25 protein-coding genes and 1 other RNA gene are annotated in these 23550 nt (G+C 56.3%); 14 read left to right on the forward strand and 12 right to left on the reverse strand.

The window, feature by feature from the left end:
- Nucleotides 1-5 precede the first annotated feature (5 nt).
- The 4 genes from AAC620_RS02120 to rpsI all read left to right on the forward strand — a co-directional run bounded on the left by AAC620_RS02120 (nt 6) and on the right by rpsI (nt 3116).
- On the forward strand, nt 6-791 hold the full coding sequence (locus tag AAC620_RS02120) for an LpxI family protein (RefSeq protein WP_340242595.1): 786 nt from the start codon (nt 6-8) through the stop codon (nt 789-791).
- Complete coding sequence (lpxB, locus tag AAC620_RS02125) at nt 788-1975, forward strand: lipid-A-disaccharide synthase (protein ID WP_340242596.1); 1188 nt, start codon at nt 788-790, stop codon at nt 1973-1975. Before AAC620_RS02120 ends, lpxB begins: the two co-directional genes overlap by 4 nt.
- Nucleotides 1976-2144: 169 nt before the next feature.
- The gene (gene rplM, locus AAC620_RS02130; RefSeq protein ID WP_317654871.1) at nt 2145-2603 is read left to right on the forward strand and encodes a 50S ribosomal protein L13; all 459 of its coding nucleotides are present in this window, start codon (nt 2145-2147) and stop codon (nt 2601-2603) included.
- A 3-nt stretch (nt 2604-2606) separates the two neighbouring features.
- The gene (gene rpsI, locus AAC620_RS02135; RefSeq protein WP_317654870.1) at nt 2607-3116 is read left to right on the forward strand and encodes a 30S ribosomal protein S9; all 510 of its coding nucleotides are present in this window, start codon (nt 2607-2609) and stop codon (nt 3114-3116) included.
- Between the two features lie 97 nt (nt 3117-3213).
- Here rpsI and AAC620_RS02140 read toward each other — a convergent pair whose 3' ends face one another.
- A complete protein-coding gene (locus AAC620_RS02140) occupies nt 3214-4632 on the reverse strand; it encodes a methyl-accepting chemotaxis protein (protein ID WP_340242597.1) in 1419 nt (472 codons plus the stop codon).
- Between the two features lie 113 nt (nt 4633-4745).
- Nucleotides 4746-5528, reverse strand: a complete 783-nt coding sequence (locus AAC620_RS02145) for a glycosyltransferase family 25 protein (RefSeq protein ID WP_340242598.1) — start codon at nt 5526-5528, stop codon at nt 4746-4748.
- A 226-nt stretch (nt 5529-5754) separates the two neighbouring features.
- Here AAC620_RS02145 and AAC620_RS02150 point away from each other — a divergent pair, with 226 nt between their 5' ends.
- From AAC620_RS02150 to AAC620_RS02160, 3 genes are read left to right on the forward strand one after another with little or no spacing between them, the layout of a single operon-like run.
- Nucleotides 5755-6648 (forward strand): ABC transporter permease, encoded by an 894-nt coding sequence (locus AAC620_RS02150; protein ID WP_317654867.1) that lies wholly within the window; start codon nt 5755-5757, stop codon nt 6646-6648.
- The gene (locus AAC620_RS02155; RefSeq protein WP_340242599.1) at nt 6645-7451 is read left to right on the forward strand and encodes an ABC transporter permease; all 807 of its coding nucleotides are present in this window, start codon (nt 6645-6647) and stop codon (nt 7449-7451) included. Before AAC620_RS02150 ends, AAC620_RS02155 begins: the two co-directional genes overlap by 4 nt.
- Nucleotides 7448-8536: an ABC transporter ATP-binding protein gene (locus AAC620_RS02160; RefSeq protein WP_340242600.1), complete on the forward strand. Its 1089-nt coding sequence runs from the start codon at nt 7448-7450 to the stop codon at nt 8534-8536. Before AAC620_RS02155 ends, AAC620_RS02160 begins: the two co-directional genes overlap by 4 nt.
- Here AAC620_RS02160 and AAC620_RS02165 read toward each other — a convergent pair.
- Nucleotides 8533-8775: a sulfurtransferase TusA family protein gene (locus AAC620_RS02165; RefSeq protein WP_340242601.1), complete on the reverse strand. Its 243-nt coding sequence runs from the start codon at nt 8773-8775 to the stop codon at nt 8533-8535. The genes AAC620_RS02160 and AAC620_RS02165 overlap by 4 nt on opposite strands.
- A 107-nt stretch (nt 8776-8882) precedes the next feature.
- On the opposite strand from AAC620_RS02165, the gene AAC620_RS02170 reads away from it, so the two are divergent.
- The 4 genes from AAC620_RS02170 to AAC620_RS02185 all read left to right on the forward strand — a co-directional run bounded on the left by AAC620_RS02170 (nt 8883) and on the right by AAC620_RS02185 (nt 13191).
- Complete coding sequence (locus AAC620_RS02170) at nt 8883-9629, forward strand: cytochrome c biogenesis CcdA family protein (RefSeq protein WP_340242602.1); 747 nt, start codon at nt 8883-8885, stop codon at nt 9627-9629.
- A gap of 52 nt (nt 9630-9681) precedes the next feature.
- Nucleotides 9682-10854: a hypothetical protein gene (locus AAC620_RS02175; protein ID WP_340242603.1), complete on the forward strand. Its 1173-nt coding sequence runs from the start codon at nt 9682-9684 to the stop codon at nt 10852-10854.
- A complete protein-coding gene (locus AAC620_RS02180; protein WP_340242604.1) occupies nt 10851-12206 on the forward strand; it encodes a cytochrome P450 in 1356 nt (451 codons plus the stop codon). Before AAC620_RS02175 ends, AAC620_RS02180 begins: the two co-directional genes overlap by 4 nt.
- A gap of 91 nt (nt 12207-12297) precedes the next feature.
- On the forward strand, nt 12298-13191 hold the full coding sequence (locus AAC620_RS02185; RefSeq protein ID WP_445322421.1) for a fructose bisphosphate aldolase: 894 nt from the start codon (nt 12298-12300) through the stop codon (nt 13189-13191).
- Here AAC620_RS02185 and AAC620_RS02190 read toward each other — a convergent pair.
- From AAC620_RS02190 to AAC620_RS02230, 9 genes are all read right to left on the reverse strand, one after another.
- A complete protein-coding gene (locus AAC620_RS02190; RefSeq protein WP_340242605.1) occupies nt 13173-13403 on the reverse strand; it encodes a ribbon-helix-helix domain-containing protein in 231 nt (76 codons plus the stop codon). The genes AAC620_RS02185 and AAC620_RS02190 overlap by 19 nt on opposite strands.
- Nucleotides 13400-13597 (reverse strand): DUF4169 family protein, encoded by a 198-nt coding sequence (locus tag AAC620_RS02195; RefSeq protein ID WP_340242606.1) that lies wholly within the window; start codon nt 13595-13597, stop codon nt 13400-13402. Before AAC620_RS02195 ends, AAC620_RS02190 begins: the two co-directional genes overlap by 4 nt.
- A gap of 112 nt (nt 13598-13709) precedes the next feature.
- Entirely contained in the window at nt 13710-15104 is a 1395-nt protein-coding gene (fumC, locus tag AAC620_RS02200) for a class II fumarate hydratase (RefSeq protein WP_317654858.1), read from the reverse strand.
- Between the two features lie 66 nt (nt 15105-15170).
- Nucleotides 15171-15731, reverse strand: a complete 561-nt coding sequence (locus tag AAC620_RS02205; RefSeq protein ID WP_340242607.1) for a class I SAM-dependent methyltransferase — start codon at nt 15729-15731, stop codon at nt 15171-15173.
- 63 nt (nt 15732-15794) lie between these two features.
- Entirely contained in the window at nt 15795-16328 is a 534-nt protein-coding gene (locus tag AAC620_RS02210) for an SspB family protein (RefSeq protein ID WP_340242608.1), read from the reverse strand.
- Between the two features lie 43 nt (nt 16329-16371).
- Nucleotides 16372-16728: a DUF4345 domain-containing protein gene (locus tag AAC620_RS02215; RefSeq protein ID WP_340242609.1), complete on the reverse strand. Its 357-nt coding sequence runs from the start codon at nt 16726-16728 to the stop codon at nt 16372-16374.
- Nucleotides 16729-16843: 115 nt separating this feature from the next.
- Nucleotides 16844-17198, reverse strand: a transfer-messenger RNA (tmRNA) gene (ssrA, locus tag AAC620_RS02220).
- Between the two features lie 239 nt (nt 17199-17437).
- Complete coding sequence (locus AAC620_RS02225; RefSeq protein ID WP_340242610.1) at nt 17438-18130, reverse strand: DUF3800 domain-containing protein; 693 nt, start codon at nt 18128-18130, stop codon at nt 17438-17440.
- Between the two features lie 222 nt (nt 18131-18352).
- Complete coding sequence (locus tag AAC620_RS02230) at nt 18353-19396, reverse strand: extracellular solute-binding protein (protein WP_340242611.1); 1044 nt, start codon at nt 19394-19396, stop codon at nt 18353-18355.
- Nucleotides 19397-19678: 282 nt separating this feature from the next.
- Between AAC620_RS02230 and AAC620_RS02235 the strand changes: the two genes are divergently transcribed.
- From AAC620_RS02235 to AAC620_RS02245, 3 genes are all read left to right on the forward strand, one after another.
- Nucleotides 19679-21094, forward strand: coding sequence for a cryptochrome/photolyase family protein (locus AAC620_RS02235; RefSeq protein WP_340242612.1), 1416 nt, complete (start codon nt 19679-19681; stop codon nt 21092-21094).
- Between the two features lie 78 nt (nt 21095-21172).
- Nucleotides 21173-22384, forward strand: a complete 1212-nt coding sequence (locus AAC620_RS02240) for a cyclopropane-fatty-acyl-phospholipid synthase family protein (RefSeq protein WP_340242613.1) — start codon at nt 21173-21175, stop codon at nt 22382-22384.
- Between the two features lie 8 nt (nt 22385-22392).
- Nucleotides 22393-23499, forward strand: a complete 1107-nt coding sequence (locus tag AAC620_RS02245) for an NUDIX domain-containing protein (RefSeq protein WP_340242614.1) — start codon at nt 22393-22395, stop codon at nt 23497-23499.
- The last annotated feature ends 51 nt before the right edge of the window (nt 23500-23550 follow it).

A 23550-nucleotide genomic window follows, 5' to 3' on the forward strand; every position in this document is an offset into this window, starting at 1 on the left:
GGATCATGCCAAAACGCGCAATCTTGGCGGGTGGGGGTGCCCTTCCGCAATCGCTGCTTGAGGCGGGGGACGCGATATTGGTCACCTTCCACGGCACGCCCGTGGACGCCCGCGCATCGCGGCAGATTGAGGCGCGGTTTGAGCAATTGGCCTCCCTGTTTGCGCGTCTGAAATCCGAAGGCGTGACGGAACTGTGCCTTGCTGGCGCAATGCGCCGCCCCGTGTTTGACCCCGCTGCGCTTGATACGGGCACAGCCGCGCTGATGCCGCGCCTTATGGCGGCTTTGCAGCAGGGGGATGATGGGCTGTTGCGCGCCGTGATCGCGCTGTTGGAGGAACAGGGATTCACCATTTGCGCCCCGCATGACATCCGCCCCGATCTTTTGGCGTCCGAGGGCGTGATGGTGGGCGAGGTCAGTGCAGCTTTGCACGCCGATGCACATCGCGCTGCCGCCGTTTTGGCGGCCCTTGCACCCCAAGATGTCGGCCAAGGTGCCGTGGTGGCCAAGGGCCAAGTTCTGGCGATTGAAACCCTACCGGGCACAGATGCGATGCTGGAATTCGTGGCGCAGACTTGCCCCAATTCGGGGGGTGTTCTGATGAAGCGCCCTAAGGCAGGGCAGGATTTGCGCGTTGATATGCCCGGAATTGGCCCGCAGACGATTGCGATGATGCAAAAGGCGGGGCTATCTGGCTTGGTGCTGCAGGCGGGTGGCGCACTGATCCTTGAGCGGGAAAAGGTTCTCGCCCGCGCGGCATCGGCGGGCATCACCTTATGGGCTGCGCCGTGAAACTGTTTCTCATTGCGGGCGAACCTTCGGGCGATGCGCTTGGGGCCAGCCTGATGGCGGGGCTGAAGGCCGCGCGTTCTGACATTGAATTCTCAGGCATTGGTGGCCCTTTGATGCAGGCCGAAGGGCTAAATAGCCTCTTTCCCATGTCTGATCTGTCGGTCATGGGGCTGGCCGAGGTGCTGCCGCGCCTTCGGCATTTGTTCAAGCGCCGCGATCAAGCGGCCAATGCAGTGATTGAGGGCCAGATTGACGCGCTCATCACCATTGATAGCCCTGATTTTTGCTTGCGCGTGGCCAAGCAGATAAAGAAACAGGCACCGAAGCTTCCTGTGATCCATTATGTCGCCCCAACTGTCTGGGCATGGCGGGCGGGGCGTGCGCGTAAAATGGCACGCTTTGTTGATCATGTGCTAGCGCTGTTCCCGTTTGAGCCGCCATTGATGCAGGCTGTGGGGATGGGCTGTGATTTTGTGGGGCATCCAGTCGCGCAGATGCCGCAAGCCGCGCCCGAGGACTGCAGCGCCTATCGCGCGGGCCTTGGTGTTGGGGCAGGGGATCCGTTGCTGTTGATGTTGCCCGGCTCGCGGCGGGGCGAAATTGCGCGGCTTGGCCCCCGATTTGGGCAGGTTGCGCGCGGGTTCCTGCAGGCGCATCCACGCGCCCATCTCGTTTTGCCGGCGGCCCCCGCCATTGCCGATGATGTCGCGCAGATGATGGCCAATTGGGATCTTGGGCTAAGGGCACACCTGCTCGACCCGCGTGCCGCGGGCGCGGATTATCCATATCAAAAATCCTGCGCTTTTGGGGCGGCGGATCTGGCGCTTGCGGCTTCGGGAACCGTGTCCTTGGAATTGGCTGCCGCAAAAACCCCGATGGTGATTGCTTATGATATGGCGCCGCTGTCACGGGCTTTGATGCGGTGGATGTTGAGAATTGACACGGTCACTTTGGTCAATTTGATCAGCGAAACCCGCCACATCCCCGAATTTTTGGGGAAGGACTTTGAACCTGCGCCTGTTTTGGCGGCGCTTAAGCGGTTGGTGAGCGATCAGACCGCGCGCAACGATCAAATCCAAGCCGCCGAAGTGACGATGGCGCGGCTTGGGGCAGGGGATCGCGACCCAAAGGCCCGCGCGGCAGAGGCAGTTTTGCGGGTTTTGGAGAAGGAAATTGTGGGGTAAAATATAACCCCATAACCAAATAATTGATTTTAAACAATTAATTATAATTTAGGTGCACTAAAAAGGCTTGACCTTACCCCGTCTCTGCCGCATAAGCCTGCCATCTTTAACGGGGGTCGCGCAGGCGGTCTCTTTTTTCGGTCAAAATCTAAGACCAAGGAACGTATACATGAAAACCTTTACCGCAACTCCTGCGGATATCGACAAGTCATGGATCGTGATTGACGCTGAGGGCGTTGTTCTCGGTCGTCTTGCCTCGATCATCGCCATGCGGCTGCGCGGCAAGCACAAGCCGTCCTTCACGCCCCATATGGATATGGGCGACAATGTCATCGTCATCAACGCTGAAAAAGTGCAGGTGACGGGCAACAAGCGCAACAAGCCAAACTATTGGCACACAGGCTATCCCGGCGGGATCAAGAGCCGCACCACAGGCCAGATCCTCGAAGGTGCGCACCCTGAGCGCGTTGTGATGCAGGCGGTCAAGCGCATGCTTCCCGGTGGCCCGCTGTCGCGCCGCCAGATGACCAATCTGCGCGTCTATGCAGGTGCAGCGCACCCGCATGAGGCACAAAACCCCACAGTTCTGGATGTAAAATCCATGAACAAAAAGAACACGCGGAGCTAAACCATGGCCGAGACACTCTCTTCGCTCGATGAGCTGAAAGGCGCCGTGGCTGAGGGCTCTGCCCCCGCCGCAGGTGCAACATCCATTTCCGTGGATGCCTCCCCCCGCGAGCCTGTGCGCGATGCGCTTGGCCGCTCTTATGCAACGGGTAAGCGGAAAGATGCGGTTGCCCGCGTCTGGATCAAGCCAGGCTCTGGCAAGGTCACCGTGAACGGCAAAGAGATCAAAACCTATTTTGCCCGCCCTGTGTTGCAGATGATCCTGCGTCAGCCTTTCTCTGTGGCTGGTGTGGAAGATCAGTTTGATGTGATGGCAACCGTCAAAGGCGGTGGCTTGTCAGGTCAGGCAGGCGCGGTAAAGCACGGCATCTCTAAGGCGCTGCAGCTTTATGATCCCTCCTTGCGCGGCGCGCTGAAGGCGGCAGGCTTCCTGACCCGCGACAGCCGCGTTGTGGAACGTAAGAAGTTCGGTAAGCGCAAAGCGCGCCGCAGCTTCCAGTTCTCGAAGCGTTAATTTGGATCAACGCTTTTCAAGATTACAAAAAGGCCACCCGTTTGGGTGGCCTTTTTCTTTGTCCCTTTGACGCGTCCCCATTTTGTGCGCGGTCAATTTATATGGCGCGCGCATAGTCCTGTGGTGTTGGCATCGGCCCGCTCTGTGCTTGATAGGCGCGATCATAGCCCTGTGTCGCCCCCCCAAGTTTGAAGAATTGCAATTCCCCCGTCAGGCCCGTTGCGGCTTGGGTCATGGCGCCGCTGTCTTTGACCAATTCTTCGGCCATCGTGGCATTTTCTTGGGTCGCGCGTTCCATATTGAAAATGGCGCTATTAATATCGGCAAGGGCGATGCTTTGTTCGCTGACACCCGCCACGATCCCATCGACCTCATGGGCGACTTGGCCAATATCTTCGAAGATGCGGCGCAGTTCGCTGCCTGTTTTATCGACCAAATCAACCCCGCCTGTGACATGGCGGCGGCTTTCTTCGATGAGGGTGCTGATTTCGCGCGCGCTATCGGCGCTGCGTTGTGCCAATTGCCGCACCTCCGAGGCCACAACCGAGAACCCGCGCCCTGCTGCGCCCGCGCGTGCGGCCTCAATCGCGGCATTCAGAGACAGCAGATTGGTCTGTGCCGCGATCCCGTCAATCACGGAAATGATTTGCGCAATACGATCTGAGCTTTCCTTGATTTTATGCATGGCGGCAACGGCATTAGCCACCACTGCCTCGCTCTCGCGGGTGCGGTCACGGGTGGAATTGGCCCCTGATAAAACCCGCCGCGCGGTGTCGACATTGGCCTCTGTCGAGGTGGTGAGTTCTTCAACCGCCGCAGCCGTTTGTTCGATCTGCGCGGCCTGTTCGGTGGCGCGATTTGCCAATGCATCTGCGGCGCTGTTGATGGCTTGACCCACCTCCTTAACCTCGCGGCTGACATCGGTTGCATTGCGCATCAGATTACCCAATTGCGTTGCGGCCTCATTATAGGCCACAGCCACCTTTGCCAGATCAGGCAGTTGGCTGAGGGCGACCCGCGCGGTTAAATCGCCCTCGCGCAAGGCAAATAGCGCCTGTGCGATTTCCTCGATTGCTGTGACGCGTTCGGTGATATCGGTTGCGACTTTGACAACACGGGTCAGATTGCCGTTCTCATCCTTCACGGGCGCATAGGTGGCTTGGATCCAGATGGTTTGACCTGTCTTGGTGCGGCGTGGAAATTGATCCGTGAATATTTTACCACCCTTTAGATCATCCCAAAATTTTGCATAGGCCGCGCTGCGGGCATAGTCAGGATCCACAAAAAGGGCGTGATGTTTCCCCACCACCTCATCTAATCGATAGCCGAGTGTGGAAAGGAAGTTGTGATTGGCCGTAATGATGGTGCCGTCAATTTTGAAATGAATGACCGCTTGGGTGTCATTCACCATGGACAGGAGAGCCTGATCTGCAATGGCAGAAAGGCGAGCCTCTTCGCCATCAATATCATGCTGATGTGGTGTGGCGCGCTGTAGGGTCATGAAGGAATCCGTCATCTATATTCAGTTACAGATGATAACGAACAGCTTAAGGTTGAGTTTAGACTCTCGCGCGAAAAATATTTGATGCAAAGATTTTGAATCAAAGCTTTGATTTTGCTGCGATCATCTTATCGCAGAAGGCCAGTGCCCCATGCACGGAATAGTTGAAATAGCCGTATGATCAAGCGAGAGATTTCCAGCCATGCGCGATAGGGCAAAACCGTCAAATAGCGCCATTTGGGCAGTTTGAAATCCGGCCCTTGGTTTTGGATTTGCGTCACCTCGCCGGTAATTTGCGCGCAAGGTAGGGGTTTGACGAAAACTGCCCGCAGGCCTGCAAGATATTCGAGGTCAAACATAATGTCATAGGCCAACCGCATGGGCAGTTGCCGCACCAACCAGTTGGCCGCGCGCCGATTGACCATATAGGCCCCCGCACCTTTTTCTCGGGTCAGGGCCACGGCCAGACGATAGCGCCCAGTAAGCCCGCTATAGGGAATGGCGCGGCCCGTGTTCACAGTGGAGAGGCGCAGAATATCCCATTCGCCCGCGCGCGCGACTGCGGCCTGCATCACCTGCGTAAAATCGGGCTCGAATGTAATGTCATCTTCTAAGATCAGCGCGTGATCCGCGTCACTGTTTAGAAATTCGCGCAAGGCCTCGATATGGCTGAAGTAACACCCAACCTCAGCCGGCGCGCGTCTGCGGCCATGCAGCAGGCGATAGGCCAAATCGCTGAAATCAGGATGCGGAAACTGCAGCATTTTGCCATCCACCGCCGCAATCCGCTGATAGGGCAGACCAATCGCCCGAAGCCGCGCGTCAAGTTTGGCCAAGCGCGCAGGCGCGCGATCCAAATTGATCAGATAGGTTTTCACCTTATCAAGGGAGGCGCGTGCAGATTGGGGCATGGATGTTATGATGGGCCTGTCAGTGTTGGTGAAAAAGGGGCTACAGGCTTGCCTGCCTTGGTGCAAGGGCCAAGGCGCAGGCAATGGTGCGGCACGACTGTGCAGAATATTCGCGCAAGCGCCCGATCTTGCGCCTTCACGCATCGAATCCCTTGCGCAAAGATTGATTTCTTCTAAAGGTCGAATGCTATGCACCCCTGATTAGGGGCGAATTTGGGGGATATAAATGGCCCGATCCTTTGATCTGGGAAGGTTCCTGCGCCGCGATGAGACCAAAGGAATGGTTCTGATCGCGCCCCCATTCATTTACGCGGTTTTGCTGCTGGCGGCCCCTTTGGCCGCGATTGTTTTGTTTTCCTTCTGGACGCAGGATTTCATGACGATTGATCGCAGCTTTACTTTGTCGAATTACCGCGAGGCCTTCACAGACCCGCTATATATGGAATTGCTGTCGCGCTCTTTGCGCATATCCTTGTCGGTGACGGCCATCACGGTCGTATTGGCCTTTCCCGTGGCCTATTTCGTGTCCTTCTATGTGGCCCCTGAACGCAAATCCTTGTGGCTGTTTTTGATCACAATCCCGTTTTGGACAAGCTACCTGATCCGCGTGTTTTTGTGGCGGGTGATCTTGGCCTATGATGGGCCCGTAAACGGCACATTGGTGGGCCTTGGTGTGATAGACGAGCCTTTGGCCTGGATCCTCTACTCGGCCAATTCCGTGGTGATCACCTTGGCGCATGCTTATGCCCCGTTTGCGATTTTGCCGATTTTCGTCAGCCTTGAGAAAATAGATCGATCCTTGCATGAGGCGGGGCGCGATTTGGGAGAAAATCGTGTGATGGTGTTTTTGCGCGTTACATTGCCCCTTGCGATGCCAGGTGTTTTGGCGGCGGTTTTGATCGTGTTTATTCCGACAATCGGCGATTACGTCACCCCGCGTCTTGTGGGCGGGTCGGATGGCACGATGATTGCCAATATGATCCAAACCCAATTCATGCGCCTCAATAACGCGCCGATGGGGGCGACCTTGTCGGTTCTGGCAATGTTGATGGTGGGGTTTGTCTCGCTTGTGATGATCCTTGGCACATTGCGGTGGACACGCGGGGGCAAATCGAAATGAAGGGGCAAAGCCTTAAGATCTATGTGATCCTTTATTTGGTGTTTTTATACGCACCGATTGTGCTTTTGCCTTTATTTGCCTTCAATTCGGGCACGGTCATCGCCTTCCCGTTGCAGGGCTTTACCTTTGGCTGGTTCATCGAGGTTTTCACCACCCAAGCCTTGGTTGAGGCTACGCGCAATTCTGTCTTTATCGCGGTTTCGGTTGCGGTCTTCTCGACCTGTTTTGGCCTGTTCGCGGCACGCGCGGCCACGCGGTATAATTTTCCTGCCAAAGGGGGAATTGTGGGCTTTGTCATGTTGCCCTTGGTTCTGCCCGAAATCATCGTGGCGGTGTCCTTATTGGTCGTGTTGATCCAAGCGGGGCTGTCCACGGGAATTTGGTCGGTGATTGCAGGCCATGTTTTGATCTGCACCCCGTTTTCAATTGCGATCCTGCAAGGCAGCTTTGCCAATATGGACAAAAGCCTAGAAGAGGCGGCTGTGGATTTGGGCGAAACACCGCTCAGCACCTTTCGCCTTGTCACCTTGCCGCTTGTCGCACCTGGCATCATTGCGTCCCTTTTGATCTGCTTCACGATCAGTCTGGACGAATTTATTATCGCCTTCTTCCTATCTGGGAATGAGCCAACCTTGCCCGTTTATATCTGGGGTTTGCTGCGCTTTCCTGCGCGGGTTCCTGTGATCATGGCGCTTGGCACATTGTTGGTGGCGTTGTCGATTATTCTGTTGATCACTGCCGAATATTTCCGCCGCCGTGGCCTGCGCCGTGCAGGCAAGCGCGATGTTGGAGGGTTTTTATGACCAAGCAAGAGCCAATCATCCGTCTAGAGAATGTCCACAAATATTACGGCGATTATCATGCGCTGCGGGGCATCACGGCCGAAATCGGGCAGGGTGAGTTCTTCTCACTGCTGGGGCCATCAGGCTGTGGCAAGACCACGCTTTTGCGCGCGATTGCGGGCTTTGAGGATATATCCTCAGGCGCGATCATGCTTGGCGGCAAGAATATGGAGGGGGTGGCGCCAAACCATCGCCCGACCAATATGGTGTTTCAATCCTATGCGATTTTCCCGCATTTGAATGTCGAGCAAAACGTGGCCTTTGGTTTGCGAAAATCGGGGATGTCTGCAGCGGATAAGACACGCGCCGTAGGGCAGGCCTTGGAAATGGTGGGCCTTGGGGGCTATGGCGCGCGCGCGGCACATGCGCTTTCGGGCGGGCAAAGGCAGCGCGTTGCCTTGGCCCGTGCCCTGATCCTAAAGCCGAAGGTTTTGCTTCTTGATGAGCCACTTTCGGCCTTGGACAAAAAAATGCGCGAGGTGATGCAGGTTGAATTGATCAAGCTGCAACGCGAAGTGGGGATTACCTTTATCCTTGTGACCCATGACCAAGAAGAGGCTTTGGTCATGTCTGATCGCATCGCGGTGATGTTCGAGGGCGAGATCGCGCAATTGGATGACCCCGAGCGCCTGTATCGCCGCCCTGTCAGCCGTAGGGTAGGGGAATTCATCGGGATGATGAATTTCCTTGAGGGCAGTTTGGAACACTCGGGCGGTTTGTCTGTAGATATCGCGGGGCTTGGCCGCGCGGAGATCGCCCCCGACCAAGTGGTCGGGTCAGGCGCTGCGGGGGCCGTTTCCATTGGGCTGCGCCCTGAAACCCTGTCGATCCTCTTTGACGATGATCCCAAATCCGCGCGCACCGCCCAAGGTGTGGTGGATGAGGTCGTCTATTATGGCGATATGACCTATTATGATTTGCGCCTTGACGGGGCTGCGCGCCCTGTGCGGATTTCTATGCGCAATGTGGTGGGCCGCCCCGTTCTTGAGGTCGGCGCGCGCGCCCGCGTCAGTTGGGATCCCCGCGCGTTTACGGTTTTCACTTAACCGCGTTTTTCCACAAAAAACGTATAGGTGCCATTCTCTTGGTGAGATGAGATGAGGGCGTGGCCTGCCTCGGCACAAAAATGCGGCACATCAATCTGGGCCATCGCATCGGTGGCACAGAGCTTGACCACCGCACCGACCTGCGCCGCCCGTATCGCCTTTTGCAGGCGTAAAACAGGCAGCGGGCAGCGTAAATCGCGCGCATCAATTTCAATCTCATATGGGGGTTGGTCTTGCATGGGGTGTGGCTTAACGCGCGCGCCTGCCTGCCGTCCACAAGAATGTGATCTCCTGCGCAATGCGGCCATGGGTGACGCAGGGGCAAAAATACCCTAAAGCCAAACTCATGTTCGGAATCGATTTATATGACGCATCGCTTTTGCCCGCGATCTTAGTGGCGTTAACCGCAGGGGTGCTGAGTTTTCTCAGCCCTTGTGTGTTGCCCATTGTTCCACCTTATCTGGCCTATATGGGCGGGATCAGCCTAGACGAGGCTAAGGGGCGGGGCCGCAATCGTGCGGTTCTTGCGGCCTTGTTTTTTGTTCTGGGCCTTTCGACCGTGTTTTTATTCTTGGGTTTTACCGCCTCGATTTTCGGCCAGTTTTTTCTGCAAAACCAAATTCTTTTATCCCGTATCTCAGGCGCGGTGATCATCGTGTTTGGCCTTCATTTTTTAGGGGTTTTCCGTATCCCGATGTTGGATCGCGAAGCACGGCTTGATGCGGGTGATCGGGGCGGATCTGCACTTGGGGCCTATGTTCTGGGCTTGGCTTTTGCCTTTGGCTGGACGCCGTGCATCGGCCCGCAGCTTGGGGTGATCCTGACCTTGGCCGCGAATGAGGCCAGCCTTGCGCGCGGCACTATCTTACTTGGGGTATATGCCGCAGGCTTGGGGATACCGTTCTTGCTAAGCGCGCTGTTTCTTGAACGTGCGATGGGGGTCATGGCGCGGCTCAAGCGCCATATGAAGCTGATTGAGCGGCTGATGGGGGCGCTTTTGATTGTCGTGGGGCTTGCCCTTTTAACGGGTGCATTTTCCGCCTTTTCTTTCTGGCTTTTAGAGAATTTCCCAGCCCTTGGTGCGCTTGGTTAAAGGTTTCTTTTTCATATAGCAATTTCCACTCTTTCGGCGATAGTCTGGCCGCATGGATAGGGTGGGTCATATCGTGCGCCGTAGGGCGGTTTTCTTTGTGCCAGGGTTTGACCCTGCGCCGCCACGCGCCTTGCGCGAACGGTATCGCCGCGAGGCCGCGAAACAGGCCCGTCTCTCAGGCCATGTGATCCAAATCAGCGCGGATGGCAGCCACGCATGGCGCGTGGATGCGGTGATTGAGGGGCAGGCCTGCGAAACACGAATTGAGGTTCTGGCATGGTCTGATTTGGTGCGCGCAGAAATGCGTGGGGGCGGTGTTTGGCGCAGTTTTGCCAATCTCACCCGCGCGGCGATGACCAATATTCGGGCAGGCGCGATTGCGCCCTTATTCTCTCTGCGCAAGGGGCCCGTGATTGCGATCTCTTACCCTGTCTTGGTGGTGCTTACTGAACTTTTGGTTGCTGCGCTACTGGTGGTCGCGGGCGCGCATTTTGGCCCAATTGGCGCGCTTGTGGGGGGCGTGGCGGGCTATGCCGCACTGTCACTGGCCGCCCGAAAAGACCCGATTTTTGCGCATTACCTGATTGATGATTATGCCTATGCCGCGCGGGAAGACGGGGCTTATCCGCCCGCGCTTGAGGCGCGCTTGGTGGCGTTTCAGGCCAAACTCGCTGCCGCCTGTCTTGCTGACTATGACGAGGTTTTGCTGATCGGTCACAGCTCGGGCGCGTATTTGGCAGTGTCGTTAATGGCGGATTTGCGCCGCGCAGGGGGGGCGCATCCCGCGCTATCGCTGTTGACCTTGGGCCATGTCGTGCCGATGGTCAGCTTTTTGCCACGCGCAACGCGCTTGCGCGGCGATCTGGCGGGGCTAAGCACCGATCAGGCCCTGACATGGGTCGATATCAGCGCACCTGCCGATGGGTGCTGCTTTGCGCTCTGTGATCCTGTGGCCGTGTCTGGCGTGGCCCCTGACAACCAATCTTGGCCGCTTGTCATTTCTGCCGCCTTTTCTCAAACCCTGACACCCGCCACATGGGCGGCGCTGCGGTGGCGGCTGTTTGAGACGCATTTTCAATATCTCAACGCGTTTGATGGGGGCGGCGATTATGATTATTTCGCGCTTACCGCAGGCGGGCAAAGTTTGGCTGCACGCTATGGTGCGCGCACGCCATCGCCCTCGCGGATCACGCGGGCCGTGTCGCCGCATCGGGGTTTCACATGAACGCACCGCTCCCCCCCAAGCCGCCCGCCCGCGCGGATCGGGTGAGCCTTATCCAATATCTGCGCCTATTTCGCCGCGATATCCTGTCCGCGCAGCCCGCGCGCCTTTACCATGCATGGATGGCGGAATTTCGTACCCCGTTTTTCCGCTCTTATCTTCTGAACCAACCCGATTTGGTTGATTTGGTCTTGAAAGAACGTCCGGAGGATTTTCCAAAATCTGATCGCATTTCCGAAGGCTTGCGCCCGCTATTGGGGAATTCAGTATTCCTGACCAATGGCGAGACATGGAAGCGGCAGCGCCGCATCATTGACCCTGCCTTCGAAGGGGGGCGCCTGCGGGCCACATTCCCCGCAATCTGGGCCGCTGCCGAGGCTGCAGTGGCGCGGCTGCCGCAAGGCGAGGTCGAGATTGAGGCGCAGACCAGCCACGCTGCGGCTGATGTGATCTTTCGCACCTTGTTTTCAGTTCCGATTGAGGATCAAACGGCCCAATCCGTGTTTCACGGGTTCCGCGCTTATCAAAGAACGCAGCCCTTGGTGAATTTGGCTGCATTTTTGCCAGTTCCGCGATTTATGCCGCGATTTATGCCACGTGGCTTTGCAAAATCCACCAAACGGGCCGCGCGCGATATCCGCGCCTTGATCGCGCGGATGACAGAAAGGCGCGTGGCTGAGATTGCCGCAGGCCAGGCCCCAGATGATCTGGCAACCAAGATTTTGACGATGCATGACCCGCAAACGGGGCAGGGCTTCTCGCCTGATGAAATGGTGGATCAGGTCGCGATATTCTTTCTGGCAGGTCATGAAACATCGGCCAGTGCGTTGGCATGGGCCATATACCTTTTAGCACTTTACCCTGAGTGGCAGACCCGTATCGCCCATGAGGCGCGCGCCCTAGAGGGGGGATGTGATTTCGCGGTGCTGTCTCAGTTGCCCGTCACGCGCGATGTGTTTCGCGAAACATTGCGCCTTTATCCGCCCGTGCCCATGATGGTGCGCGAAGCCACGCGCCCCGAGCGGTTTCGAGATCGCGTGATCAAACGCGGGGCGCAATTGGTCATCTCGCCCTTTCATATCCACCGCCATACACGGCTGTGGGACAATCCTGATGGGTTTGCCCCCACTCGATGGGAAAAAGGGCGCAGGCGGGGACCGTATTTGCCGTTTTCAGCGGGGCCGCGCATCTGCACAGGCGCGGGCTTTGCAATGGTCGAGGGGGTTGTGCTCTTGGCTATGCTGGCGCGCGCCTATCGGTTCGACTTGATCGAAGGGCGCGCCCCTCCGCGCCCTGTGGCCCATCTCACCCTGCGCGCCGCCAATGGGATTTGGCTCAACATCACGCAGCGCTAACGGTAGCGATAACATCGCCCATGCCCCTATGCAGCCTTGTTTTATTGGCGTATGCAGCCAAAAGGCGCAGCTAGAAAAAGGCGGTTTTACGATGTTTGATATGTTCCAAGACATGCGCACGCGCATCATGACGGATGCAGGCTTTATCGCCGCTTTGGATCAATCGGGCGGCTCCACCCCAAAGGCGCTGGCGCTTTATGGCATCACGGAAGATGCTTATAGTAGCGAGGCGGAAATGTTTGCGCTGATGCATCAGATGCGCGCACGGATCATTATGGCGCGCGATTTCACCGCCGAGAAAATCCTAGGCGCGATCCTGTTCGAGCGCACCATGCGCGACACGATCAACGGCACGCCTGTGGCAGAACTTCTGTGGCGCGATAAGGGCGTTGTGCCGTTTTTGAAAATCGACAAAGGCTTGGAAGAGACACGCGATGATGTGCAGCTTCTTAAACCGATTTCGGGCTTAACAGCACTTTTGTCAGATGCGCGCGCCTTTGGCGTCTTTGGCACCAAGGAACGCTCGGTCATCCATGCCGCCAATGCTGGTGGCATCGAGGCGGTCGTGGCGCAGCAATTCGATCTTGCGGCAGAGGTCTGCGCAGCAGGGTTGGTGCCGATTATTGAGCCAGAAGTGAATATTCACGCAGATACAAAATCCGAGGCGGAAACCCTATTGCGCGATGCTATTGCCCGCCATTTGGATCAACTGGCCGTTGGCCATGAGGTGATGCTCAAGCTGACCATTCCAAATAAAGCAGGGCTTTATGATGGTTTGGCCGATCACCCCCGTGTCTTGCGGGTGGTGGCCCTGTCGGGGGGCTATAGCACAGATGACGCTTGTGCGCGCCTGTCGCAAAACCCAAAAATGATTGCAAGCTTCAGCCGCGCCCTGACCGAAGGCTTAAATGTGGCGCAATCCGATGCCGAATTTAACGCGGCACTTGGGGCGAATATTGATAAGATTTACCGCGCCTCTCTTTGAGCGCGCAGTTCCTTCAGGACAAACAACCTAATCGCCGTGGCAAGGCCCGAGGATAATCCGCGGGCCTCGTCTATTTCTGCGGCTAGGGCATTCACCGACTGCCCGCGCGCAGCGGCAATGGCGCAGAATTCCTCCCAAAACGGATCCTCCAATGAGACGGAGCTGCGATGCCCGCGCAAGGTGAGGGAGCGTTTTTTGGGGCGGTCAGTCATTCTGCATCATATTCTGAATCGGGGGTCAGTTTATGCTGATCCAACACTTCGCGAAGACGCGCCTCGCGCGTGGCGGCGAGTAATTTCTCAGCCTTAGATTGACCAAATTTTACAGCATTTTCAGATGCCTGTTCGCGGTTATTCATGCGTTGTTTTTCCTTGCGCGCGCGGCGTAGATTGATGGTCTGGCTCATACTCGTCACTCTTTGCAAGGGGACTATCTGGCGGTTTCATCAGTGATTTGGCAAGAAAAATGGGGTGCCTGCAAGAGGCACCCCATCATCCGTGATGAAAATGCAGCAGTGATTAGCCTTTGGGGCCAATCATATCTTCGGGCCGCACCACGCGGTCAAAGGTCTCCCCATCGACAAAGCCCAGATTAATGGCCTCTTCGCGCAAGGTGGTGCCATTTTTATGCGCAGTTTTCGCAACCTTGGTGGCATTGTCATAACCGATTGTGGGCGCAAGCGCGGTGACCAACATCAGGCTTTCGCGCATCAGTTTTTCGATCCGCTCGACATTGGCCTGTGTGTCTTTCAGCATACGCTCGGTAAAGCTATCTGCAGCATCCCCCAACAGCTGCATCGATTGCAGCAGGTTATAGGCCATCATCGGGTTATAGACGTTTAATTCAAAATGGCCTTGGCTGCCCGCAAAGGAAATCGCGGCATCATTGCCCAAGATATGGGCGCAGACCTGTGTCATCGCCTCGGCCTGTGTTGGGTTCACTTTGCCGGGCATGATTGAGCTGCCTGGTTCATTTTCGGGCAGGATCAATTCCCCAAGGCCCGACCGCGGGCCAGAGCCCAAAAAGCGCATATCATTGGCGATCTTATAGGCGGCCATCGCCGTTGTTTTAATCGCGCCCGACATAAAGACCATCGCATCATGCGCGGCCAAGGCTTCGAATTTATTGGGGGCGGTGATGAAGGGCAGGCCCGTGATCCGCGCCATATTGGCCGCAACGGTGGTGTCCCAGCCTTTATCCGTGTTCAGGCCAGTGCCAACCGCCGTGCCGCCCTGTGCCAATTCGTAAATGCCTGGCAGGGCCATTTCGATACGGGCAATCCCATTGCGGATTTGCTGCGCATAGCCTGAGAATTCTTGCCCCAAGGTCAGCGGGGTCGCATCTTGGGTATGGGTGCGGCCAATCTTGATAATGTCTTTGAACTCCTTAGCCTTCGCCTCAAGGGCGGTGGCCAGTTTGTCGAGGCCAGGCAGCAATACATCGCGCGCGGTCATTGCTGCGGCGATATGCATGGCGGTGGGGAAGGTGTCGTTAGAGGATTGCCCCATATTGCAATGGTCATTGGGGTGAACGGGGGTTTTCGACCCAATCACACCGCCCAAAATCTCAATCGCGCGGTTCGAGATCACCTCATTCGCGTTCATGTTGGATTGCGTGCCAGAGCCTGTTTGCCACACCACAAGGGGGAAATGATCATCAAGCTTGCCATCGATCACCTCTTGCGCCGCCGTAATCATGGCATCGGCCAAGTCCGCGGGCAGTTTGCCGCTTGCCTTATTCGCCTCGGCACAGGCGCGTTTGATCACCCCAAGGGCGCGCACGATGGCAACGGGCTGTTTCTCCCACCCAATGGGGAAGTTCATCAGGCTGCGCTGTGTCTGCGCGCCCCAATAGCGGTCGGCAGGAACCTCCAACGGGCCAAAACTATCGGATTCGGTGCGGGTTTGGGTCATCAAAGATCCTCCAGTATGCTGTTGCATACCAAATAGGGCCTGCGCCGCTTAATCGCAACGGGGAATTTAGTGCATCGGCCGCGTAAAGCGATAGACGCGGGCAGGGGGCAGGTTGCGCCAAATCTTATCGCTGCGTGTCCATGACAGGGCCATCTCTTTGCGCAGATCGGCATTCACCGAAGGGTTTGGCCCATAGGTGAATTGCACAAAGCTGCCCTCGGGCGCGAGGCTGTTGAAACTGCCGTTGAGAATATCGCGCTGCACCCCGATGGGCATCGACAAAAGCGGCAGGCCCGAGATCACGGCCTGCACATTTTTTAACCCCAACTTGTCGAGATCACAGGCACTCATGTGATGGACATTCACCCCTGCAAAACTCTCGCGCAGATGGGTGCAAAAGTTGGCGTTCATCTCAACCGAATGCAGCATCTGTGGGGCAATGCCACGGCCCAAAATGGCGCAGGTGATATTGCCCGTGCCCGGGCCCAATTCGATCACGGGGCCTTTATTGGGATCAAGACCTGCAACCATCTCTTGGCACAGCGCCGCCGATGAGGGGGCCAATGCCACAACCTGATGAGGTTTTGACACAATCTGAGAAAGGAATAAGCGCAGATCTTTGTTCATACCGCATCCGATGCAGGGTTATTGTAATTTATTTATGTCGAATATGCGGGATGCCCACAAATTTCAGGTATTTTTTCTGAACCGATCCAAAGATACCACTTCGCCCTGCGCTTTGGCCTCTTTCGGGGCGGGGTCGGGGTCTGTGACGGGGTCATCCTCGGCGGGGATGTCTGGATCGGGGGTGTCATCTTCGGCTTCGACCGATTCAAACCGCAGACCAAATTCAACCGAAGGATCAACAAAGGTGACAATCGCGTCAAAGGGCACCCGCAGCGCCTCGGGGTTGTCGCCAAAATTCAGAACGATGGAAAACCCGTCCTCATCCACCTCAAGCGCGTCATACCAATGTTGGATCACAATGGTCATTTCCGCGTCATACCGCTCGCGCAGCCAATCGGCCATTTCCACATCAGGGTGGCCCGTGGCGAAGGTGATGAAGAAATGATGGTTCCCCGGCAGGCCGTTATCCGCAACATCCTCTAGCACAGTCTGGATCAGCTTGCGCATCGCGTGATGCATCAAGCGACCATAGGGGATAGAGGCGTTGGAACTCGAACTCATCATCATTGCCTTTGCTGCATCTGCAGCCCCAAGCATAGAAGATTCGGAACGGAAAGAAAGCGCGGTTTTGGCCCGCGCCTCAGCTATTTGCGAGGATCAACCACGCGGCCAATCCCGCCTCGCAGCCAAAAAAGGTCAGGCTTTGACGCGACCACGCCTTGTCGCGCAGGATCGAGGTGATCCGACCAAGCGCCGCCCCTGCATAGGCCAATCCCATCACAACCCATGCCAGCGGGTCATTGATCAAGATCGCGCCCAGACCAAGACCCACAAACAAACAGCCCGAGGCGGCAGAGACTTCGGTATAGGCCATATTGGTGGGGCCTGCGCGCATATCAAGCACATCCATCGTCCAACGCGTGGCCAACCACCCAAGCGCGCCAAGGGCGATGGTGATCGCGCCCGCCGCGAAATTTAGAATATCAACGATGCCCATCTGACCCTTCCAAGCCCTGTCTTTCCTCTTATTCGGCGGGGGTGGGGGATTGGATCACTTTTCCTTGCATCTGCAAGAAAATCTTTTTCGTGCCTTGGGTGGGAATGTGGGGGAAAGTGCAGGCTTCTGTTGCCAGGTGCCTGCGGACCCCGCCTTACGCGGCTAGGCGCAAGGGCTTAGTTTCGGCGACCCGAACTGCTTACGCAGCCAGAGCCATTGCCGGAGCACGGTTGTCATTTGCAACTGTACGATTTGAACCGATAACGGTGGTATCTCACCGAGACAAAGCTAACCCCTTTAGACGTTCGTCGATCCTATTTCGGCCCCATGATCCGCAAATGACGGGGTATGGTGGAGCCGCCGGGTACCGCCCCCGGGTCCGATCCGCTTATTACGAGCGCGTTTATGTCCATAGTCCCCCGAGGGGGGACAGGGGGAATATAGGCGCTGTGGGGGGGGATGGGAAGGGGGGGTGGGAGCGGCGCCCGTCAATGGCGGCTATGCGCATGAAGTGGGCTCTGCAAAGTTTTGGGACAGTGGCCAAGTCCGCTACACTGACCCCATGAGCGACTTCAGAATCCACAAAGACGAACCAAACCACTCTTAACTTGATTTTTGCAGTCCTATAGGTATCAACGGATTCAAAGGTTCCCCTCCGATGATAAGAACCCAAGGGGTTCTCCGCAAGGTAGTCGGAGGGGTCACACACTCAATAGTAGTGTCGAGTCCCTTTTCTGAAGATGTCGAACTCACTTCGAATCTGACTAGCAATCACACTGTGAGAGCCGTCATCACCATGCTCCGATTTGCGGTATATTGCCCAGTTAAAATAGTCGGCAATTTGCAGGCCATAATGTGCACGGGAAGAGTGATGCATTACTCTGTATGGAGTGCCTGCTGTAAGCATACTTGCAAGAACGGTCTTTACCGCCTTTTCGATAGCATTGCGCTTTTTCGCAACAGGTATGTTGTCTGTGATAACTACGACTTCACCCACGTCTGGGGCCTTTTTAACGGCATACCTCAGAAGGTAGCCTAACATCTTGGGATAGAACTTTTCCGGTGGCTGTAAAGCCGGGCCAGTTTTTTGTTTTTCAATGATTACGGAATCCACAGATGCATGCGGAACCGAGCGAGCAAGCATCGAAAACACCCTGCTTCGAACGTGTTTGTTGTCATCAGCGCAATGAAAACATTCCATTTCGATACGCGGAAGGAGCCTGTGTTCAATTAGGTCGTACTTATACGTATCAAGGTCTGTATGAAGTGTAAAAGGGCGGTACAGGCTGACACAAGTGAGAGTAAAGTACTTCGAACCCGTTGGAGAAAAGTCGAAGTTCCCGCCTTCATCGATAAAAATGTACAGGGTACGCGGCGCGGACGAAGATAATCCATTATTCATCAATAGCTAAGCACTCATGCGGTTGCTTTATGTAATTTTTTATACATATATATAATGTTAAATTAAAGCCTCTATACGGAATTTTCTGAGTAATCACGCTCTGCGACATTTCGCTTCGGGCTAGGAGCGCCCTCAAGAAGCGCTACGCGCGAACAACTACCTCCCCAAACACAAAACGAGCGCCCTTTCGGGCGCTCGTCTCATTTCACCTTCTGACCTAAATCAGAAGCCCGATTTGATCCGCACAAAGGCCTCGGCCTGTGCTTCGCGGCGGTCGTTGCTGATGGGCAGCTGTGCCAGAACGGGCACGGTCACTTCGCCCAAGCCATTGGCCTCGAGCGTTCCTGCACCAAGGGCGGCAAGGGCCGCGCTATTGGCGGTGCCAAAGCCGCCATCAAGCAGGGGCTGTGCCGATACCTCGGACTGCATCGCGTTGACATAGTCATAGGCCTTATCCTCGGACCCTGGCGCATCGACCATGTTCACATAGCCGCAGAGCCAGACAGATGTGCCCTCGACCGTGTTTCGCTCGAACCCAACGGGGAAGCCTTCATCGGCCAATGCCACGGGGACTTCGTTCCAAGCCCAAGCCACCAGAACCTCGCCCGATGCCATCAACTGGCCCAATTCGGCGGGGTCGGTCCAATAGGTGCGCAGGTTTTCGTGAATCGAACGCAGCCATTCGGTGGCGGCCTCAAACTCGGCATCTGTGGCTTTTGTCCAATCGGTCACGCCTGTCGCCAGATAGGCCAGCGCATAGGCGTCATCCACATTGTCAGGGATCGACAAGCGGCCCGCAAAGGCGGGGTCGGTGAAGACTTGCAGCGAGGCCACCTGTTCGGCGGTCACTTCCTCGGTGTTATAGGTGATCGCGGTCGTGCCGTAATCGGTGGGCAGGAAGAACAATTCAGACGTGCCCGCAAGCACATCTTGGCCCACGAGGCTTGCATCGAGATTGTCAAAGGCCGCGATGCGGTTCTGATCCCATGGTTCAATGATGCCCGACTCTTGCCACCGCGGCACGGAGCCTGCGCAGATATGGGTCACATCGGATTTGAACCCAGAGACCAGACGCTGAAACGCTTCATCCTCATCCCCGAAGAACACGAAGCTGGGGCTTGCGCCATGTTGGTCGATATAGGGTTGGTGGTAACCAGGTTCTTCAAAGCCCGAATAATCGAACACGGTCAATTCGCTATCTTGGGCGAGGGCCACACCAGACATCGCCATCAGTGCAACAGTGCTAAAGAGCATTTTCTTGGTCATAAGCAGCAATCCCGATCCTGTGAGTTAGGGGAAAAATCGCAACGGACGCTAGGGCGAAGCCAACCATCACGCAAGAGGATTCGCGAAATTCGCGCTCTGGGATCGGGCAAGTGCCACAGCATTAAGCAGTTTGTGACCCGAGATTTTACCCCCCATACCTTGACCCGCCAGATGCTGCACTAGCTTGCACCCAAAAGATTGGGTTGGGCCTTGTGACACCGCCCCAAAACAGGAAATGCCAAGGCCAATCGCGCCAACGGCCAAAGATAAAAAAGAGGGGCCATGACAGACGCGCCTGTCCTATATTGGATCCGCCGTGATTTTCGCCTCAGCGATAATCCCGCGCTTGTGGCCGCCGCCGCCATGGGGCCTGTGATCCCCATTGTGGTTTTGGATGACAGCATTAATCAGATGGGCGCAGCCCCCCGTTGGCGCTATGAAATGGGGCTGCGCGCCTTGGCCCGCGCCTATCATGCGCAGGGTCTTGATCTGGTGATCCGCAAAGGGGCGGCTGATGCGGTCTTGGCGGATCTTGTGGCCACGACCGGGGCCAAGGCGGTACATTGGAACAGGCTCTATGACCCCCATGCCCGCGCACGCGACAGCGCCATCAAGACCGCGTTGCGTGATCAAGGCATCGCCGCGCAGAGCCATAATGGCCATCTCCTGTTCGAGCCATGGGACGTGCAAACAGGGCAGGGCGGGTTTTACCGCGTCTATACCCCCTATTGGCGCGCGGTGATGGGGCGTGATGTGGCGCGCCCCTTGCCTGTGCCAGCCTTGCGCGGGGTAGATCACGCGCTTGACAGCCTATCGGCTGAGGATCTGAACCTTGCGCCGCAGATGCGCCGTGGCGCGGGCATTTTGGCGCGCTATGCGCAAATCGGGGCCGAGGCCGCCCAAACCCGTCTGGCGCAATTCCTCGATCACAAGGTGGCCGCCTATAAGGACAAGCGTGATTTTCTCGATCAGGACGCCTGTTCTAACCTGTCCGAGCATCTCTCGCTTGGCGAAATCAGCCCGCGCGAGATTTGGCATATGGGGTGGGAGGCACATCGCCATGGTGCAGCGGGGGCCGAGCATTTTGTAAAAGAATTGGTTTGGCGCGAATTCGCCTATCATCTTCTCTATCATTCGCCCCAGATTGCGACTGAAAATTGGCGCCCTGATTGGGACAGTTTCCCATGGGCCACCGATCCTGATGCCCCGCAGGTTCTGGCGTGGAAACAGGGGCGGACGGGCATTCAAGTGATCGATGCTGCGATGCGCGAACTATATGTGACGGGGCGCATGCACAATCGCGCGCGGATGTTGGTGGGGTCCTATCTGACCAAACATATGATGTGCCATTGGAAAATTGGGCTTGATTGGTTCGCCGATTGCCTGATTGATTGGGATCCTGCCGCCAATGCAATGGGGTGGCAATGGGTTGCGGGCTCTGGCCCTGATGCGGCCCCTTATTTCCGTATCTTCAACCCAGAAACCCAAGGCGAAAAATTCGACAAGCACGGGCGGTATCGGGCGCGCTGGATTGCCGAACTGTCAAACCCTGCACCGCAAACCGCGCTTGATTTCTTCGAAGCCGCGCCGCGGTCGTGGAATTTGCAGCCCAAAATGGGCTATCCCACCCGCCCCATTGTGGATCTGGCCGAGGGGCGCGCGCGGGCGCTTGCCGCATATAGCGCGCGAAATTCTTAACACATGCAACGATGAGATGAATTCGCTTGAGCCTGCACAGGTTTAAGGCGAAACTGGCTGACAATGTCAGGGGGAACGATGACAATAAAAACAACCACCAAAGGTGAACCAAACCTACCGCGCTATTTTGAGGCGGTTTTTGCCAAATCTGTGGACATGAAAAACGGCCGTTTGGATATGGTTCTGCCCGATGGTCGCATCTTCCGCGCCGAAGGGGCTGGTCAGGGGCCTGTTGCTGAAATTCACATTCACAATGTGGATGTATTTGCACGCCTGATCCGCGAAGGGGATCTTGGGTTTTGCGAGGCCTATTTGGATGGGTGGTGGTCAACCCCTGACCTGCAAGCCTTTCTTGATCTGGTTCACGCGGGCAATGACGATATCTATGACGGTTTCTTGGGTCTCAAAATCGCCCGCGCCTATGAACGGTTTCGGTTTTGGCTGCAAAGCAATTCCAAATCTCAGGCGCGCAAGAATATCTCTTATCACTATGATCTGGGTAATGAGTTCTACAAATTGTGGCTTGATGACACGATGACCTATTCCTCGGCCCTGTTCCAAACGGGCCAAGAAAGCCTTGAGGCCGCGCAGATCGCCAAATACGCCTCGATGGTGGATCAGATGGGCGCACAGCCTGGGGATCATGTTTTGGAAATCGGCTGTGGATGGGGTGGGTTTGCCGAATATGCCGCGCGCGAACGCGGCCTAAAGGTTACGGGCCTGACCATCTCGCGCGAGCAGCATGATTACGCGGTTGATCGGATTGCCCGCGCGGGCCTGTCTGATCAGGTTGAGATCAAGATGCAAGATTACCGCGATGAAACGGGGCTTTATGATGGGATCGCCTCGATTGAGATGTTCGAGGCGGTTGGCGAGAAATATTGGCCCGTCTATTTCAAAACGCTGCGAGATCGCTTGAAACCTGGCAAACAGGCGACTTTGCAAATCATTACAGTTCAGCATCGCCGTTGGCAGATTTACCGCAACACGGTCGATTTCATTCAGAAATATATCTTTCCCGGTGGCATGCTACCATCGCCCGTTGTTTTGCGCGAAGAAGTGCAAAAAGCGGGGCTTGAGGTGGCAGGGTCAATTGAATTTGGCGAAAGCTACAGCCAGACCCTGCGGCGTTGGTATGACACGTTCAACGATCGTTGGGATGAGGTGGCCGCCCTTGGGTTTGATGATCGCTTCCGCAGGATGTGGAATTTCTATCTAACCTCTTGTGCCGCAACCTTTCATTTCCGCAATTGTGATGTGACCCAAATCACGGTGCGCAAGCCAAGCTGAGGGATAGTATGACTGATCTCGCGCTTTACGGCACGCTGCGTGATCCTGATATCCTCAAGATTGTCTTAGGGCGGGCAGGGGGTGAGATGCCATTTGCCCGTCTTTCTGGCTATCGTGTGGCGATGGTAGCCGAACAGCATTATCCTATGATCTGGCCCGAGGGCGGGGCGGACTGCGAGATAGAAATTTTGCAAGGGTTGGATGCGGGTGATCTCGCACGGCTTGATTTTTATGAGGATGTGTTCGGATATACCCGCACAACCATTTCCCATGAGGCGCGACCGCTGCAGATGTATCTGCCACCTGAAGGTGGGTCTTGGCCGAAGGGTGGGGTCTTTGATCCTGCAACTTGGGCTGTGGCACATGGCGCACTCACCCGTTTGGCCGCGCAAGACATCATGTCGTCATATGGCATTGAAACGGCCAAGGCCGTTGCCGCCCGCCTGCCTATTATTCGCGCAAGGGCGCAGGCCCATCTGCGTGCGGGCGATCATCCGCCTGCGGGCGAGCCCCTCAAGCGCCGCATGAATATCACGCATCAAGATACTGTCTATAATGGATTTTTTAATTTAATAGACATTGCAGCCTCATACCAACGATTTGATGGCAGCCTGTCTGACCCTGCGGGGCGTTTGATCCTTGATCTGGGCGAAGCTGTCACTGTGCTGCCTTATGACCCCCAGCGGGACTTGGTGCTTTTGATTGAACAATTCCGCCCTGCCGCGGTGGTTCAAGGTGACCCAAACCCATGGCTGCTTGAGACTGTGGCAGGCATATGTGACGAGAGGGAAACCTATGAACAGACTGCACAGCGCGAAGCCCGCGAGGAAGCAGGGGTTGCGCTGCAGGCGCTGCATCTCATCGGGCGGTATTACCCAAGCCAAGGGGCGGTTGCGCAAATCCTGATTTCTTACATCGGCCTTGCTGATTTGGCGCAGGATTATGACAGCACCCATGGCCTGTTGGCCGAAGGCGAGGATATTCGCGCCTTTACCTTGCCCTTTGACGAAGCCTTTCGCCTTGTACAGGAAGCGCGCCTGAGCAACGCGCCGCTTTTGCTATCCTTGATGGCGCTTGATCGCATGCGTGCGGCGCGGGGCTGGCCCTCACAATAGCGCCAACGCCCCTTGAGTTATCGCCCCATCCCACCTATCCCTTGAGAAAGC

It is taken from the genome of Roseobacter sp. HKCCA2468 (genome assembly GCF_037805105.1).
Classification (GTDB): Bacteria; Pseudomonadota; Alphaproteobacteria; order Rhodobacterales; family Rhodobacteraceae; genus M30B80.